The organism is Azospirillum baldaniorum (assembly GCF_003119195.2).
In the GTDB taxonomy this organism is placed as follows: domain Bacteria; phylum Pseudomonadota; class Alphaproteobacteria; order Azospirillales; family Azospirillaceae; genus Azospirillum; species Azospirillum baldaniorum.
This window is the reverse complement of record NZ_CP022254.1, coordinates 107501-122842: the sequence shown is the minus strand read 5'-3', so window position 1 is coordinate 122842 and position 15342 is coordinate 107501. Positions and strand designations below refer to the sequence as shown.

At 68.3% G+C, this 15342-nt stretch carries 14 protein-coding genes, 1 tRNA gene and 2 rRNA genes (1 of these 17 running past the window's edge); 7 read left to right on the top strand and 10 right to left on the bottom strand.

What is annotated here, in order from left to right:
- Nucleotides 1-26: 26 nt before the first annotated feature.
- Together Sp245p_RS14895 and Sp245p_RS14885 are read left to right on the top strand one after the other, a co-directional pair.
- Nucleotides 27-542 carry an adenine phosphoribosyltransferase gene (locus Sp245p_RS14895; RefSeq protein WP_035678983.1) on the top strand — a complete coding sequence of 172 codons (516 nt, stop codon included), beginning with the start codon at nt 27-29 and terminating at the stop codon, nt 540-542.
- 258 nt (nt 543-800) lie between these two features.
- A complete protein-coding gene (locus tag Sp245p_RS14885) occupies nt 801-2474 on the top strand; it encodes a CocE/NonD family hydrolase (protein WP_014198608.1) in 1674 nt (557 codons plus the stop codon).
- 13 nt (nt 2475-2487) lie between these two features.
- Here Sp245p_RS14885 and Sp245p_RS14880 read toward each other — a convergent pair whose 3' ends face one another.
- Nucleotides 2488-3294, bottom strand: coding sequence for a Fic family protein (locus Sp245p_RS14880; RefSeq protein WP_014198607.1), 807 nt, complete (start codon nt 3292-3294; stop codon nt 2488-2490).
- A gap of 221 nt (nt 3295-3515) precedes the next feature.
- Here Sp245p_RS14880 and Sp245p_RS14875 point away from each other — a divergent pair, with 221 nt between their 5' ends.
- Nucleotides 3516-3938 carry a bacteriohemerythrin gene (locus Sp245p_RS14875; RefSeq protein ID WP_041812471.1) on the top strand — a complete coding sequence of 141 codons (423 nt, stop codon included), beginning with the start codon at nt 3516-3518 and terminating at the stop codon, nt 3936-3938.
- Nucleotides 3939-4022: 84 nt separating this feature from the next.
- On the opposite strand, the gene Sp245p_RS14870 is transcribed toward Sp245p_RS14875, so the two are convergent.
- Nucleotides 4023-4667 carry a BON domain-containing protein gene (locus tag Sp245p_RS14870; protein WP_014198605.1) on the bottom strand — a complete coding sequence of 215 codons (645 nt, stop codon included), beginning with the start codon at nt 4665-4667 and terminating at the stop codon, nt 4023-4025.
- A gap of 208 nt (nt 4668-4875) precedes the next feature.
- Nucleotides 4876-5352 carry a CYTH domain-containing protein gene (locus tag Sp245p_RS14865; RefSeq protein WP_014198604.1) on the bottom strand — a complete coding sequence of 159 codons (477 nt, stop codon included), beginning with the start codon at nt 5350-5352 and terminating at the stop codon, nt 4876-4878.
- 199 nt (nt 5353-5551) lie between these two features.
- On the opposite strand from Sp245p_RS14865, the gene Sp245p_RS14860 reads away from it, so the two are divergent.
- Entirely contained in the window at nt 5552-5788 is a 237-nt protein-coding gene (locus tag Sp245p_RS14860) for a hypothetical protein (RefSeq protein WP_014198603.1), read from the top strand.
- A gap of 67 nt (nt 5789-5855) precedes the next feature.
- Here the strand turns inward: Sp245p_RS14860 and Sp245p_RS14855 are convergent, their stop codons facing one another.
- Together Sp245p_RS14855 and Sp245p_RS14850 are read right to left on the bottom strand one after the other, a co-directional pair.
- Nucleotides 5856-6014: a DUF3309 family protein gene (locus Sp245p_RS14855; RefSeq protein WP_014198602.1), complete on the bottom strand. Its 159-nt coding sequence runs from the start codon at nt 6012-6014 to the stop codon at nt 5856-5858.
- A 164-nt stretch (nt 6015-6178) separates the two neighbouring features.
- Nucleotides 6179-7840: a CorA family divalent cation transporter gene (locus Sp245p_RS14850; RefSeq protein ID WP_014198601.1), complete on the bottom strand. Its 1662-nt coding sequence runs from the start codon at nt 7838-7840 to the stop codon at nt 6179-6181.
- 188 nt (nt 7841-8028) lie between these two features.
- Here Sp245p_RS14850 and Sp245p_RS14845 point away from each other — a divergent pair, with 188 nt between their 5' ends.
- On the top strand, nt 8029-8718 hold the full coding sequence (locus Sp245p_RS14845) for a hypothetical protein (RefSeq protein ID WP_014198600.1): 690 nt from the start codon (nt 8029-8031) through the stop codon (nt 8716-8718).
- Between the two features lie 199 nt (nt 8719-8917).
- Nucleotides 8918-9682 carry a metallophosphoesterase family protein gene (locus tag Sp245p_RS14840; RefSeq protein WP_014198599.1) on the top strand — a complete coding sequence of 255 codons (765 nt, stop codon included), beginning with the start codon at nt 8918-8920 and terminating at the stop codon, nt 9680-9682.
- A 4-nt stretch (nt 9683-9686) separates the two neighbouring features.
- On the opposite strand, the gene Sp245p_RS14835 is transcribed toward Sp245p_RS14840, so the two are convergent.
- Nucleotides 9687-10595: a LysR family transcriptional regulator gene (locus Sp245p_RS14835; protein WP_014198598.1), complete on the bottom strand. Its 909-nt coding sequence runs from the start codon at nt 10593-10595 to the stop codon at nt 9687-9689.
- 150 nt (nt 10596-10745) lie between these two features.
- On the opposite strand from Sp245p_RS14835, the gene Sp245p_RS14830 reads away from it, so the two are divergent.
- Complete coding sequence (locus Sp245p_RS14830) at nt 10746-11747, top strand: aldo/keto reductase (RefSeq protein ID WP_014198597.1); 1002 nt, start codon at nt 10746-10748, stop codon at nt 11745-11747.
- Between the two features lie 167 nt (nt 11748-11914).
- Here the strand turns inward: Sp245p_RS14830 and pyk are convergent, their stop codons facing one another.
- The 4 genes from pyk to Sp245p_RS14810 form a co-directional block, all read right to left on the bottom strand.
- Nucleotides 11915-13333: a pyruvate kinase gene (gene pyk / locus Sp245p_RS14825; RefSeq protein WP_014198596.1), complete on the bottom strand. Its 1419-nt coding sequence runs from the start codon at nt 13331-13333 to the stop codon at nt 11915-11917.
- 706 nt (nt 13334-14039) lie between these two features.
- Nucleotides 14040-14116 (bottom strand) — tRNA-Met (locus Sp245p_RS14820).
- Between the two features lie 100 nt (nt 14117-14216).
- Nucleotides 14217-14332, bottom strand: a 5S ribosomal RNA gene (gene rrf, locus Sp245p_RS14815).
- A gap of 128 nt (nt 14333-14460) precedes the next feature.
- Nucleotides 14461-15342 (bottom strand): 23S ribosomal RNA (locus Sp245p_RS14810); it runs 1865 nt beyond the window's last position.

Sequence of the window (15342 nt, the reverse complement as noted above, 5' to 3'; positions counted from 1 at the left end):
GGAACCTTTTCATCATGCCGAACCCCATCGATCTGAAGAACCACATCCGCGGCATCGCCGACTTCCCCAAGCCCGGCATCCTCTTCTACGACATCTCTCCGCTGCTGGCTCACGCCGAGGCGTGGAAGGAAGCGGTGGACCAGCTCGCCGAGGCGCTGCGCCCGCACAAGCCGGAACTGCTGGTGGGCATCGAATCGCGCGGCTTCCTGATCGCCGCCCCGCTGGCCCTGGCGCTCGGCACCGGCTTCATCATGGTGCGCAAGCACGGCAAGCTGCCCGGCGACAAGGTCGCCCATTCCTACGACCTGGAATACGGCACCGACACCATCGAGGTTCAGGCCGACGCCGTGAAGCCGGGCCAGCGCGTGGTCGTCCTCGACGATCTGCTGGCGACCGGCGGCACCATGGCCGCGGCGATCAGCCTGCTGCGCCGCGTCGGCGCCGACGTCCGCGCCGCCGCCTTCCTGGTCGAGCTGACCTTCCTCAACGGCCGCGACAAGCTGGACGTGCCCAGCGTCTCGCTGATGAGCTACGATTCGTAAAAGCGCCTTCCGGAAAGGCGTCTGCCCATCGTTTGGGCACCCTCTCCCGCCCCGGGAGAGGGTGGCGCCGAAGGCGCCGGGTGAGGGTGCTGCCGAGGATCAGACACCAACCTGTGCCGGTACCCTCACCCTTCCCGCGCGTTGCGCGGGTCCCTTCCCTCTCCCGGGGCGGGAGAGGGAACGTCGCGACGGCCATCCGCCGGTCATGGCACAGCGCTTGCGAGAGTTGCCGGTCACAGTTGCTCGGCAGGGCGCCCCATGACCCATATGGCCCCGGTGATTCTCGAACAGCCGCCTCTCCTGGCCGTCCGGCCGCCCGAAACCGTTTCCATGCGGACGCGCGACGGTGTGCGGCTGGACGCCGATCTCTACCGCCCCGACGGGGTCGGCCCCTGGCCGGTCCTGCTGCTGCGTCTGGCCTGCGGGCGGCGCACGGCGATGACCAGCCATTACGCGCACCCGCGCTGGTACGCCGCCCGCGGCTACGTCGTCGTGGTGCAGGACGTGCGCGGGCGCGGCACGTCGGAGGGCCGATTCCGCCCCTTCGAAGCGGAGCGCGAGGACGGCGCCGACGCGGTGGCCTGGGCGGCTTCCCTGCCCGGTTCCAACGGCACGGTGGGCATGTACGGCAGCGGCTACGCCGGGATGGCGCAGCTTCTGGCCCTGGCCGAGCGGCCCGCCGCGCTGCGCGCTGTGGTTCCGGCGCTGGCCGGGTGGGATGTCTTCACCGACTGGGCGACGGAGGGCGGCGCCTTCCGGCTGGCCGACGCGATGGGCTGGGCGCTGCACTGCGCGGCGGAGTCCGCCCGCCGGCTGGAGGATGGCGCGGCCTACCGCGCACTCCTGGAGGCGATCCGCAGCCTGCCGCTGGACGACGAGATTCCGTCCCGCCCGCGGGTGCTGCGGGACTATGCGCGGCACTGCCATTACGACGACTGGCTGACCACGCCGGGCCCGGGCGGAAGCTGGGACGAGCTGTCTCCCCGCCACGCTCTCTCCGGCGGTATCGGTGAGGTCTCCGTCCTTCAGATCGGCGGCTGGTACGACCCGCGCCTGACCGGCACGCTGGAGGCGCACGACGCCTTGTCCGCCGGCTGCGATGGCACCGTCCGCCTGCTGGTCGGTCCCTGGGATCGCCATGGGGTGGCGGTCCATGCCGGGCTCGACAGCCCGAAGCCGGCCGACGTGCCGTCCTTCGACGCCCTGCAACTCGGCTGGTTCGAGCGCTTCCTGAAAGGGGAGATGAACGGCGCGGAGCGCGGCGGCCCAATCCGCCTGTTCGACGTTCTGGAACGCCGCTGGCGCGACCTGCCGGCCCTGCTGCCCGCCGCAAGGCCCCTGCATCTGTCGAGCGACGGACTCGCCACGCGGCGCGGCGGCGCCCTGCGCGACGATGCTCCGGACGAAGCGTTCCTCGACGTGCTGGTCCACGATCCGCGCGATCCGGTGCCCACCGTGGGCGGTCACGCGGTTCCGGACGCCGGCCCGCGCGACCGCGCCGCCGCCGACGCCCGCCCCGACGTGGCGGTCTACGACACCGCTCCGCTCACGGCGCCGCTGACATTGTCGGGATTGGCCGCCCTGGAAATCTGGGTGGAGGCCGACGCGCCGTCCTTCGACGTCAGCGCCGTCCTCTCCGCCGTGCTGCCCGACGGGCGCGTCCTGCCGCTCAGCCAGGGGCACGCGCGGGTGGAGCCGGGCGGCGAGCAGCGTCCCATGCCGGTGGCCCTGCGCGCGCTCTGCGCGACCCTGCCCGCCGGAAGCGCGCTGCGCCTCAGCCTCGCCGGGTCCTGCTTCCCGGCCTATCCCATCAATCCGGGGACGGGGGCGGAGCCGGGCGAAACCCGGCTGGTGGACGCGCAGCCGATCACCCTGCTCATCCACGGCGGTGGCGCCCGGCCGTCGCGCCTGCTGCTGCCAGCCCGAGGCTGACCGTCAGACCCCGTCAGGGGCGCCGGCCGTAGCCCTCGTCATGGTCACCGCCGAAGCCGTGTTCATCCTCGTCGGCCGGCTCGAAGTCACGGAGGGCGCGGGCGGCGCTGCGCAGGCACAGGTTCAGGCTGCGGTCGAGCAAGCGCATCATCAGGTCGCGGAACGGCGTCTTGTCGCCGAGCGACCAAGCGCGCTCGACCATCGCGGCGTACATCTCGCGATCCTCGTCCGTGATCACCACCGGCGGGAAGCCGGCACGGTTCAGGATCAGGTTGCACAGCAAAAGTGCGGTCGCGGCGTTGCCCTGGAAGAAGGGACGGACGCTCATCAGCCGGTGATGCGCCTCGAAGGCGGCCTCCGGCCCCGCTTCCGTCCGGCGCAGCCAGCCCGACAGCGCCGACATCGACACCCGCACCTTCGCCGGATCGGGAGAGGCCCCGGCGTCGTCCTTGAGCGCGCCGTCCCGGTAGCGCCCGGCGTTCGTGTCGATCCCCTGGTAGAGCACGCCATGGAAGGCCGCGATCGTGCGCTCCGTCACCACCCCGCCGCCCTGGAACGACAGGCGGGCCATCAGTTCCAGCGCGGCGCGGTGGTTGAGCGCGAGGCGCTGCGGCTCGGCCGGACGGCTGCGCAGCACCGCGCCGCGATCCAGCACCATGCGGATGTCGTCGGGGGACAGTTCCACCCCCTCGACGAGGAGGCAGGCGGTGGTCAGGCCGCGCTCGAAGCGGTCGGCCAGATCGCGGACCACTGTCAACGGCATTGGCCGGGCGTCGTCCAGAACCCGCTTCTTTTCCAGAATATCGTCCAGCAGCGCCATCGTCCCGAACTCCGCAGATCCCGTGCATTTTCATAATGCCTGGACGGCGCGCGGGGAAGCACATCCTTTGCCGGCCCACAAGGTCAACAGGGGGCGACGCAACCTCCGGCCTGCGGTTTTTTGCCGCTTGTGCCGCCGCGGTTGCCGGTTTTAACATCGCAATACAAGATTTCCGCGCCCCCTATACTCGCCTGACCCGGCCCTCTGAAAGGATTGATCCGATGCAACATGTTGCCTGGGATAAATCGATGAGCGTCGGCGTCGAAATTCTCGACGACGACCACCGAAAATTGCTCGACATGTTCAACCGGCTGCTGAAGGCCGGCATCGCGGAAAAGGACCGTGCCAGCCTGTCCGGGCTGCTGGGGGGCTTGCAGGAATACACGACCGTGCATTTCAAGCGGGAGGAGGCGCTGATGGAGCAGCAGGGCTATCCCGGCCTCGACGCCCACCGGGCCGCGCACCGCTATTTCATCGACGAGGTGCACAAGCTGACCTTGGACGATGACGACAGCAACGAGATGATGCTGCGCATCGACCTGATCCTTCTCCTGAAGGAATGGTTCATCGAGCACATCCAGTCGGTGGACAAGCAGTACAGCCCCTTCATGGCCGAAGACGCCGGCAGCACCACCGCCCATTGAGCGCACGCGCGAAAGCCCCCGCACCGGGTGGAGCGGGGGCGTCTCGTCAGCGCCTCGGAGGCCGCACTCGATCAGAAGGTCCTATCAGAAGGCCATGGTGCCGCCCGGCTCGCGAAGGCGCAGGTTGTTCTGAACGTGACGGACGCCGGAGATAGCGTCGGCCAAGTCCTCGGCCCGCCGCTTCGCCATGCGATCGTCCACCGTGCCGTCCAACGTGACCTCGCTGCCCGACACGGACACCGTGATGTCCGAGGCGTCGAGATAGGGGTCCTCGGTCAGCCGGTCGTTCAGATCGTCGCGGATACGCTCGTCCGACCGGGTGTAGCCCCGTGGGCCGCGGCCGCGGAACTGGGCGCGCCGCTCGTCCTCCTCGCGGCGGCGCTCGGCATCGTCATTGCCGAACCAGGAGGCGACCTCGTCACCGGCCTGCTCCCAGAAATTGCGTTCCCGCGCCATCCCGATGGGCTCGTCGCGATGGCGCTCATTCCGCATCCGGTCATCCCACCCGTGGTCGTCGCGATGCCATCCGCGCTCGGCATGGCCCCAGTCGCTGCCCCAGCGACGGCTGGGATCGCGTCCGCCGGAACCGCCGCTTTCGTAGTCACTCCGGGGATAACCGCCTGCGCCGTAGGCGCCACGCCCAAATTCATTGCGGTCTCGGACGTCGCGGCGGTCGTCCTCGTCCACGTTGCGGGCCTCGTCCTTCCACCGGTTCTCGTACTGAGACATCGTGCCAGACTCCCGTTCGCCGTTGCCCGCCGCCCGTTCGGACGGCCCTTTTGCAACAGGACGGCGCCGGGCTGCGTTCCCCTTTCGGCGCATCGCCGGAGTGTCCGCACAATCTGGCACGCGGATTGCTGCATTGCACACAGTCATCCACGCAGCCTTGGCCCCGGTCCTTCCTTCGGACCGGGGCTTCTTTTTTCCGGGAGGAGAGTTAAGCCGCGCTGACCCAGTGACGGATCGGGCTGCGCGACAGGGCGGAGTTGCTGTAGGCCGCCCGATGCGTAATCTCCGCCCCCACCCAATTGGGAAGCGGAACGACTTGGTCGGGATGGGACAGTTCGACCTCGGCGATCACCAGACCGGCGTTCTCGCCGCCGAACACATCGATTTCCCAGCAGAGACCATGATGGTGGACAAGGTAGCGGGTCTTCTCGATCAGCCCGCGCCGGCAACTGTGGCGCAGCAGGCCCAAGGCGAGGTCGAGGGGTATCTGGTGTTCGACCTCCTCACGGCACAGGCCGCGGCGGGGGCCTTTGACGGTCAGTGTGGCGTCCGGACCGGCCACCCGGACCCGCACCGTGCGGCCATCGTCGGAGGGCAGATAGCCCTGGACGATGGACAGGCCGTTTCGGCACAGGGGACGGATGTCCCTCCGGACCAGAAAGCGCCGTTCGATCTCAACCGCCATGATATCCGCCTTTCGGCATATCGGACGCCGCTGAGGATAATCGCCCGCGACGTTGCGGCGCAACCATGCCTCATACGCATGAAGTCCATTCCTGCGTTGCGGTATTACCATTTGGACACATCATCGAACAAGCGCCCACGACGCGGTTCCCGACGCTCCGTGGTGGGAGCCGCCACCCGTTCTGGGGTAGCATGCCGCCATGGCACAAGACTTCGCACCCTGGCTGATCCTGTTCGCCCTTTACGGCGCGCCCCTCCTCCATGTGATGCTGTCACGGCGCGGCGGCCCGTGGCGTCCCCCGCCCGGCACGCGCTGCCCCTTCGGCCCACGGGCCGGCTGGGTGGTGATGGTGCTGATTCTGGGGCCGATCGGCTGGCTGATGTTCGTCATGCGCAACGGGCGCCGTTCCCGTCCCGGCCGCAGCCCCGGAGCGTGACGCCCAAAGGCCGGTGGCGGAACGGGAACGGCGCCCGCGCGTTGGATTGCCCGGACGGGGTTGCCCGTCAGATGCGGCCCATCAGCAGCAGCACGATCAGGACCAGCAGCAGCACGCCGAGGATGCCGCTCGGGCCATAGCCCCAACCGCGGCTGTGCGGCCAGGCCGGAACCGCGCCGATTAGAACGAGAATCAAAATGATGAGCAGAATGGTGCCGATGCTCATGACGTCCTCCCAAATGTGGAGCTTTCGCTGAGAAGAACGCGAGCTTGGCCGGCTGGTTCCTGACCCCCTCCTGTTCTTTGGCGCCTGCCATCTCCATTCGGGGAAGCGACGCCCTACCCTTCCGGTCTTTCCTCAAATCACGTTTCCACCGGCCCTCCACCCGCTCAGAAGGGCGGTCCGGCGCGGCGACTCGGGCGCTCCCACACCTTCGCCAGCAGTGCCAGCTTGCTCCGCCCCGGCAGCCGTTCGTCCGACAGCGCTTCCAGGAAGTCGGCCAGACGCTTGGAGCGCATCACGCTGAAGGCGATCAGGCCAACCGTCGCCAGCAGGACGAACAGGAAGAACAGAACGCGCGCCGGCAGCGGGTCGTCGGCCATGGCGAGCAGGTTCATGCCGAGGAAGCCGGTGACCAGCGTGCCGATGGTGCTGACCACCGTGACCACGGTCAGCCGCAGCACCGTGTTGGCCTGCCGCCGCAGCCCGTCGCTGTCCAAATAGTCCGACATGTCCTGAACCTCGTCCCGCACCTCGGCGTAGAGGCGGTCGGTGCCGAGATGCCCGGCCCACAGACGGAACAGGTCGCGCAACGGCCCCTGGATCGACAGCTCGTGGAACCAGTAGCGGTGGGTGAAGCGCAGGAATATCTCGAACACCTGCCGGATGTCGCGCTTGAACCGCTTCACCGACTCCACGGTGCCGATGTCGAGCTGGCTGACCGCCAGCACCAGCCGATCGGACAGCATCACCAGGGCCGCCCGGTGGAAATGCACGACCAGCCCGAGCAGGAAATACTGGTGCCGGAACTGGCCGAGCAGCCCGGTTTCCGCATCGGTGAAGAAGGCATCGCCCTCCGGCCCCACCATGACCAGCGAATGGCCGCAGCACAGGATGCGGCTGCGCGTCCAGGCGCCGGGCGCCCGCGGGTCCCAGTAGCGGTCGTAGCAGTAGCGCTGCTCGAAGCCCTCCAGGAAGGCCGGGGCGAAGGGCATCACCTCAGGAGGTCCCAGCCCGGGCGACGTGGCGAAGCCCAGCCGCACCCAGTCCGCCCGTTCCAGCCGTTCCGGCTCGTCCAGCGACAGATAGGCCATGGCCGGCATCCGCTGATATTCGAGCTGGCGGTAGCGCAGCAGCCCGGTCTCCTCCGAATGGTGGTGGACCAGGGGACGCAGAAGGAACGACCAGTGGGCGGCGATGCGCGGCGCCCGATGGCGGCACACGAAGGACAGGTAATCGGCCTTCCGCTCATAGTCGGAAACGGCGAGCACGGCTCCGTCGGTGCCGATCCATTCGACGCGGTGCGGGCATTGCGCGGCGCTGCCGTCCGGCTCCCAGGCGGGCGGATAGGTGCGTCCCAGCCGGAACAGCGTGTCCTGCACGCGGTCCAGCGGCAGGTTATCGCCGAACAGTTCGACGACGAGGATCGCCACGTCAACGTCGTGGAAGAAATGCAGATCGACATGGGCAATGGAGAAACGCAGCGGCGCCTGCCCCCGCCGCAGGGTGACCGTCAGCGCCGCCACGTCGCGCCGCCGGAAGACGCGGATCGGAGAGCCGCCATAGCCGGGCCGGTGGTCGCGCGTTTCCCCCTCGCCATAGAGGAAGCGCTGGACATAGGGCAGGAAGGACACAAACTCGCTGTAATGGCGCTCGCTGAATTCGGCGGGGTCCTGGGTGAACTCGTCCGCCACCTCCTGCCAGGGGCAGCCCGGCCCGCCCAGCCATTCCCAATGGTTCTGGATCTGCGCGCCCTCCTTCAGCGGCATCAACTGCACCGGCCACAGCAGGATCTCGCGAAACCGGCGCACGCGGATCGGGCTTTCGTCCATGGCGCCCCTCCCCCTTGTCCTTCTTTTCCCACATCCTAGCAGAGTCCGGACCGGCGAAAACGCGGCACCAAAGTGGGATTGCCGGGCGTTCGCACCATCCCATCGAGCCGGACCATTAACCAGGACGAAAGCCCGGCCTTGGTAGCGTCCCCGTTCAGATCATGCGCCGAAGGAGGATTCATTTGCCCATGACGCGCCGGATCGGGCTGTTCCTGTTGGTGGCCGGGCTGGGAACGGCCACGTCCGCCCTGGCCGTGGAGGCCCCTGTCTCCAACATTGTCTCCGACACCGTCTGCGCCGGCGAGGGCGCCGGGCGGCGCTGCACCGTGTCGGCCGTCCAGCCCTTCCCCGACAACCGGGGCGGCCTCGGCGAGCTGAGCATCAGCGCGGTGCGCGACGCGGCCTGCACCTCCCTCTACATCGTGTTCGACGAGCCCATCGCGCTCGCCCACCCGATTGCCCTGGCGGTGGACGGCGCCCCGCCGCAGCGTTTCTACACGCCGCGACAGCTTTCCGACCTCGCCGATGCGCTCGATGGAGCAGGCCAGCCCGACACGGGGTCGGAAGGGGGGCCGCCCGAATTCAACCGCTTCCTGAGTCAGGTGGCCGAGGGCGCCATCGCCGACGAGGACGCGGGGGCGGAGATGCTGAGGCGCTTCGCCGCCATCAAGGAGCCGCGGCGCATCGGCCTGACCTGCGGCCCGATGGAGCGCCTGATGCCGCTGATCCGCTCGGACCGCCCGCTGCGGCTGGAGTTCCAAAAGCAGGCCAACAGCGCGACGCAGGTCTATCACTGGCCACGGCTCGACCGGCGGACCGTGGAGTTCCGGCTGGGCGGCCTGCTGGAGGCGCTGGACCGGGCCATGCCCGGTTCCTGACGGCGCCGCCAAGGAACGCCGTCCGGGGTACCCATTCCGGCCGCTTGACCGCACCCACTCTTTGCCGTCCGACTCGCCCCATGAGGATGAATTCGGTGAAGGCGTTCCGGGCAATCGGCTGTCCGACTTGAGAGCGCTCGCCGTCATCCCCATCCTGTCAAGGCAGGACCCACCCATCGAAGACGGAGGAGAGCGGAGCGTGTTCGGCTTTGCGCGCAAACTGTGGTCGGACCCGGAGCCCGTCGCGAGCCATGTGCCGCGGGGCGTGCGCGTCTACGCGGTGGGCGACATCCACGGACGCCTGGATCTGCTTGAGCAGTTGCTGGCGCAGATCGACCGCGACGCGGCGAGCGGCGCTGACCTCGTCAAGTATCTGGTCTTTCTCGGCGACTATGTGGACCGCGGTCCGGACTCCGCGATGGTCATCGAACGGCTGTGCCGCGAGCCTTTGCCCGGCTTCGGCGCCATCCACCTGCGCGGCAACCACGAGGCCGCGATGATGGACTTCATCGAGAAGCCGGAGGCCGGGCCGGACTGGCTGGAGTATGGCGGGCGGGCGACGTTGGCCAGCTACGGCGTTCCGGCCCCCGTCGAAGGCGCCCCGCCGGAGCATGTGGACGAAGCCCGCCAGCGCTTCGCGGCCGCCCTGCCGCCGCATCACCGGACCTTCCTGGCCGGGCTGCGCTCCAGCGTCGCCATCGGCGACTATCTGTTCGTCCACGCCGGCATCCGTCCCGGCCTGCCGCTGCACCGCCAGCGGGACGAGGATCTGCTGTGGATCCGTCGGGAGTTCCTGACCTCCCACCTCGACCATGGCAAGCTCGTCGTGCACGGCCACACCATCGTCGAGCAGCCGGACATCCGCTCCAACCGCATCGGCATCGACACCGGGGCCTACGCCTCCAACCGGCTGACCGCGCTGGTCCTGGAGGGCGGCGAGCGCCGCTTCCTCTGCACCATCTGACGCCTCACGGTGTGGCGGCTTGACGGCGCCAGTCCTTGAGGAAGTCGAGGAAGGCGCGCAACGACGCCGGGGGCTGGCGGCGCGAGGGGTAGTAGAGGAAGGGGCCGGGAAAGCTCTGGCTCCAGTCCTCCAGCACGGCGACGAGACGGCCGGCGGCGATGTGCTCGCGCACATACTCATCGAAGGTCATCAGGAACCCCAACCCGTCCAGCGCCGCCCGCAGCTGGATTCCGGTGTGCCCGGCGTGGAAGGGGCCGCCGGGCTGGATGCGCACGATGCGGCCGTCCTTCTCGAACTCCCAGGGCGGGTGGGCGCCGCTGGCATACACGGTTGAGACGCTCGGCTTGCCCAGGAGGTCCTCGGGCCGTTCCGGCACCCCGAAACGGTCGAGCACGGACGGCGCGGCGCACAGCACGAAGCGCTGCGGCGGGCCGAGCGGCACCGCGACCATGTCCTGCGCCAGATGTTCCTCGTAGCGCACGCCCGCGTCGTAGCCCTGCGCCACGATGTCGATCAGGGCGATGTCCACGGTGATTTCCAGTTCCACATCCGGAAAGCGGGTCAGGAAGGGCGTGACCATCGGGGCCAGCACGAGATCGACCGCCGGGGCCGGCGCGTTGATGCGCAGCCGCCCCGCCGGACGCCCCTGCCGCTCCCGCAGGTCGGACAGGGCGCCGGCCACCTCGCCCAGCGCCGGCTCCAGACGGCGGAGAAGCTGCTCCCCGGCCTCGGTCGGGGCGACGCTGCGGGTCGTGCGGTTCAGCAGGCGGACGCCGAGATGCTCCTCCAACTCCCGCATCCGCTGGCTGAGGCTGGAGACGGACACCCGCTGCTCCAGCGCCGCGCGGCGGAAGCTGCGATGGCGGGCGACGGCGGCGAAGGCTTGCAGGTCGCGCAGGTCGGTGTCGTCCATTCCCAGATTCCGATTGTTCGATGCAATGAACAGCCCATTCGGCATTGTCCAGCTTATCGGGTCAATGGCGCCGGGTCATCATCCCCGGGTCATCATTCAGGGCAAGGCGGCGCTGGAACGGCGCCGCGACGGACGGAGAGGATCAGGAACATGGAACAGCGCACACTCGGGGCCGCCGGCCCCGTCAGCTCGGTCATCGGTCTCGGCTGCATGGGCATGTCGGACTTCTACGGCCCCGCCGACCAGGAGGAGAGCATCGCCACGATCCACGCGGCGCTCGACGCCGGGATCACCCTGCTCGACACCGGCGACTTCTACGGCATGGGGCACAATGAACTGCTCATCCGCGACGCCCTGCGCGGGCGTGACCGCGACGGGCTGCTCATCAGCGTCAAGTTCGGCGCCCTGCGCGATCCGCAGATGGGCTGGAACGGCTACGATTCCCGCCCGGCGGCGGTGAAGAACTTCCTGACCTACTCGCTGCGCCGGCTGGGGGTGGACCACATCGACATCTACCGCCCGGCGCGGCTCGACCCGAGCGTCCCCATTGAGGACACGGTCGGCGCCATGGCCGACATGGTGAAGGCCGGCTACATCCGCCACATCGGCCTGTCGGAGGTCGGCCCGGACACCATCCGCCGCGCCGCCGCGGTGCACCCGATCAGCGATCTGCAGATCGAGTACTCCCTGATCTCCCGAGGGATCGAGGAGGCCATCCTGCCCACCTGCCGGGAGCTTGGCATCGGCGTCACCGCCTACGGCGTGCTGTCGCGCGGCCTGATCAGCGGCCACTGGAGCAAGGACCGGACGGGCCAGGATTTCCGCAGCCGCAGCCCGCGCTTCCAGGGCGAGAATCTGGACCGGAACTTGGCGCTGGTCGAGCGTCTGCGCGAGATCGCCCAGCGCATCGGCGGCTCGGTGGCCCAGGTCGCCATCGCCTGGGTGGCGGCGCAGGGCCGCGACATCGTCCCGCTGGTCGGCGCCCGCCGCCGCGACCGTCTGGCCGAGGCGCTGGGCGCCCTGGATCTCACCCTGTCGGCGGAGGATCTGGCGCAGCTGGCCGAAGCCCTGCCGCCCGGCGCCGCGGCGGGCGAACGCTACCCGGCGGCGCAGCTCGTCCATATGGACAGCGAGACGTACAGGCAGCGGTAAGGTTTGCCCCCACCCCGGCCCTCCCCCGCTTTCGCGGGAGAGGGAGATTTGTCCCCTCCCCTGCGAAGCTCTCGCGCAAACCAGAGGTTTGCGCTGACGCGGCAGGCGGACCTTTGGTCCGCCGAGAGCGGGGGAGGGTTAGCGAGAGGGCAACCGCCGCCCGCGCCTTACCCCTCGACCTGCACCACGCGCAGGTTGTTGGTGGTCCCCGCCTTGGCGAAGGGAATGCCGGCAACCACGACCATCTGGTCGTTGGGCTTGGCGAAGCCCTCCTCCTTGGCGAAGCCCAGCGCCCGCTCGACCATCTCCTCGTAGGTGTGGATGTCGGCGGACAGGACGCTGTGCGCGCCCCAGAGCAGGGACAGGCGGCGCGACACCGCGGCGTGCGGCGTGATCGCCAGGATCGGCACCGCCGGGCGGCGCCGGGCGATGCGGGCGGCCGTGGTGCCGCTGGAGGTGTAGGCGACGATGGTCGAGGCGTGGATCACCTCGGCCAGATCGGCGGCGGCGGCGGCCACCGCGTGGGGCGCGGTCTGCTCCTCGCCGGGGTCGGACGCGTCGATGATCGAGCGGTAGAGCTTGTGCTGCTCGGTGCTGCGGATGATGCGGTCCATCATCTCCACGGCCTCCACCGGGAAGGCGCCGCTGGCCGATTCCGCCGACAGCATCACCGCGTCGGCGCCATCATAGATGGCGGTCGCCACGTCGGACGCCTCGGCCCGCGTCGGGGTCGGCGCGTTGACCATGGAGTCGAGCATCTGCGTCGCCACGATCACCGGCTTCACGGCGAGGCGGCAGGCGCGCACCAGCTCCTTCTGGCGGCCCGGCACCTCCTCGTGCGGGATCTCGACGCCCAGGTCGCCGCGGGCAACCATCACCGAGTCCGACAGGCGGATGATGTCGTCGATGCGGTCGAGCGCCGCCGGCTTCTCGATCTTCGACATCAGCCCGGCGCGGTCGCCGATCAGCCCGCGGGCCTCCAGCAGGTCCGCCGGCTTCTGCACGAAGGACATCGCCACCCAGTCGACGCCCAGTTCCAGACCGAAGGCGAGGTCGACGCGGTCCTTGGCGGTCAGCGGCGACAGCTCCAGCACCGTGTCGGGCAGGTTGACGCCCTTGCGGTTGGAGATGGTCCCGCCGATCACCACCTTGGCGTCGATGTAATCGTCGCCCAGCCCGGTCACGGCGACGCGGACGCGCCCGTCGTCGATCAGCAGATTGTGGCCCGGCATCACCGCGGCGAAGATTTCCGGATGGGGCAGCGGGATCGCGGTCTTGTCGCCGTCGGCGCCGGACAGGACGAAGCGGATCGATTCGCCGGCGGCGACGGTGATCTTGCCGTCACGGATGGTGCCGACGCGGATCTTCGGTCCCTGCAGGTCCTGAAGGATGCCGATGGGACGGCCCATCTCGGCCTCCAGCGCGCGGATGGCGGCGTGAACCTTGGCGTGATCCTCGTGCGTTCCGTGGCTGAAATTCAGGCGGAAGGTATCGACGCCGGCCAGGAACAGCCGCTTCAGCATCTCAGGCGTGTTGCTGGCGGGACCGACCGTGGCAACGATCTTCGCGCGGCGGTGACGACGCATATAATTTCGGCCTCTTGGGCCGCCTCCTTGATGGAGTGTCGAACGGCGGGCATGCCGGGTGGGAAGTGGGCGGTCATGGAACCGCCCGGCTGCCGTTCACATTGGTGGGTAACGGCCCGCTGACAACCACCGAACCCGCAATAATACCCGGCTGTGGCAGAGCCGCCGCCAGGCCGGTTCCCGCGTCCGTTCGCGTCTCCAGTCATCACCGAACGGTCACGCAAGGCCGCCATCACTCGCGGCTCCATTCCGCCCGCAAGACATCCGCCATCACAGCATCGCGTCATGACAGGGAGCGTGCCCATGCCGACACGACAGGGGCTCTTGGCAACCGCGGTGCTGCACGGTTGCGTGGGCCTTCTGCTGTTCGCGTCCAGCCCGGCGCTGGCCCAGTTCGCGGTGACGGGCGGAAAGCACGGTCAGGCTTGCCGGCGGAGTTGGGCGACCGGTTCCATGCTTACGGCAGCTATAACGCCGACCTGCGCCGGGACGCCACCGGCCACACGCTGAGCGCCGGTCTGCGCTACCGCTGGCAAGGAACGGAATCCGGCTTCGGATCGGAGAGGCGTTCCGGAGCCAGCCCCTGTCGCGTCGCGGGCTGCGCAGCGTGGGAAGCGGCTCGATGAGGGGCCTTGCCCGGATCCGTGGCCTGGAAACGCGAAAGGCCGACCCCGTCTCCGGGGCCGGCCTTGGCGAACAGGTGATTTGGTTGCGGGGGCAGGATTTGAACCTGCGACCTTCAGGTTATGAGCCTGACGAGCTACCGGGCTGCTCCACCCCGCGGGTGTTGGGCTGCTGGGAACCGGCAGTGCGACGACGATTGTCAAGTGTGCTGGAAGCCTTCTGCGTCCACGTCCGTGGTGGTTTGGCGTGTGCCGTGGTGACCTGGCGGCGACCTACTCTCCCACGTCTTAAGACGCAGTACCATCGGCGCTGAGGCGTTTCACGGCCGAGTTCGGAATGGGATCGGGTGTTGGGAGCCTCGCCATGACCACCAGGTCACCAAGGCACACGCGAACCATCCGGATTGGACGGCAGAGGGGGCGTTGATCGAGGACGTTTTGCATTCTTGCGGTGTTGGCTCATGCGCCCAGGGCTTGCCGCTGCGCGCGGGCCGCCTGCTGGGAAGGATCAAGCCGATCGAGCGATTAGTAAGGCTCAGCTTCAGGCGTTGCCGCCCGTCCACATGCCTCCTATCGACGTGATGGTCTGTCACGGCTCTCAAGGGAGTTCTGGTTTAGAGGTGGGTTTCCCGCTTAGATGCTTTCAGCGGTTATCCCGTCCATACTTAGCTACCCGGCCATGCCACTGGCGTGACAACCGGTGCACCAGAGGTATGTCCATCCCGGTCCTCTCGTACTAGGGACAGATCCTCGCAAAACTCCGACACCCACGGCAGATAGGGACCGAACTGTCTCACGACGTTCTAAACCCAGCTCACGTACCACTTTAATCGGCGAACAGCCGAACCCTTGGGACCTGCTCCAGCCCCAGGATGTGATGAGCCGACATCGAGGTGCCAAACGACTCCGTCGATATGGACTCTTGGGAGTCATCAGCCTGTTATCCCCGGCGTACCTTTTATCCGTTGAGCGATGGCCCGTCCACATGGAACCACCGGATCACTATGGCCGACTTTCGTCTCTGCTCGACTTGTCTGTCTTGCAGTCAGGCGGGCTTATGCCATTGCACTCGTCGAGCGATTTCCGACCGCTCTGAGCCCACCATCGCGCGCCTCCGTTACACTTTGGGAGGCGACCGCCCCAGTCAAACTACCCGCCATGCAGGGTCCCGGCTCCGGATGAACGGAGCGCGGTTAGATGCCAGAGACCTCAAGGGTGGTATTTCAAGGATGGCTCCACCCGAGCTGGCGCCCGGGCTTCCTAGCCTCCCACCTATCCTACACATGAGATCCCTAGCACCACTGCAAAGCTGTAGTAAAGGTGCACGGGGTCTTTCCGTCTGACCGCGGGTACTCCGCATCTTCACGGAGAGTTCAATTTCGCTGA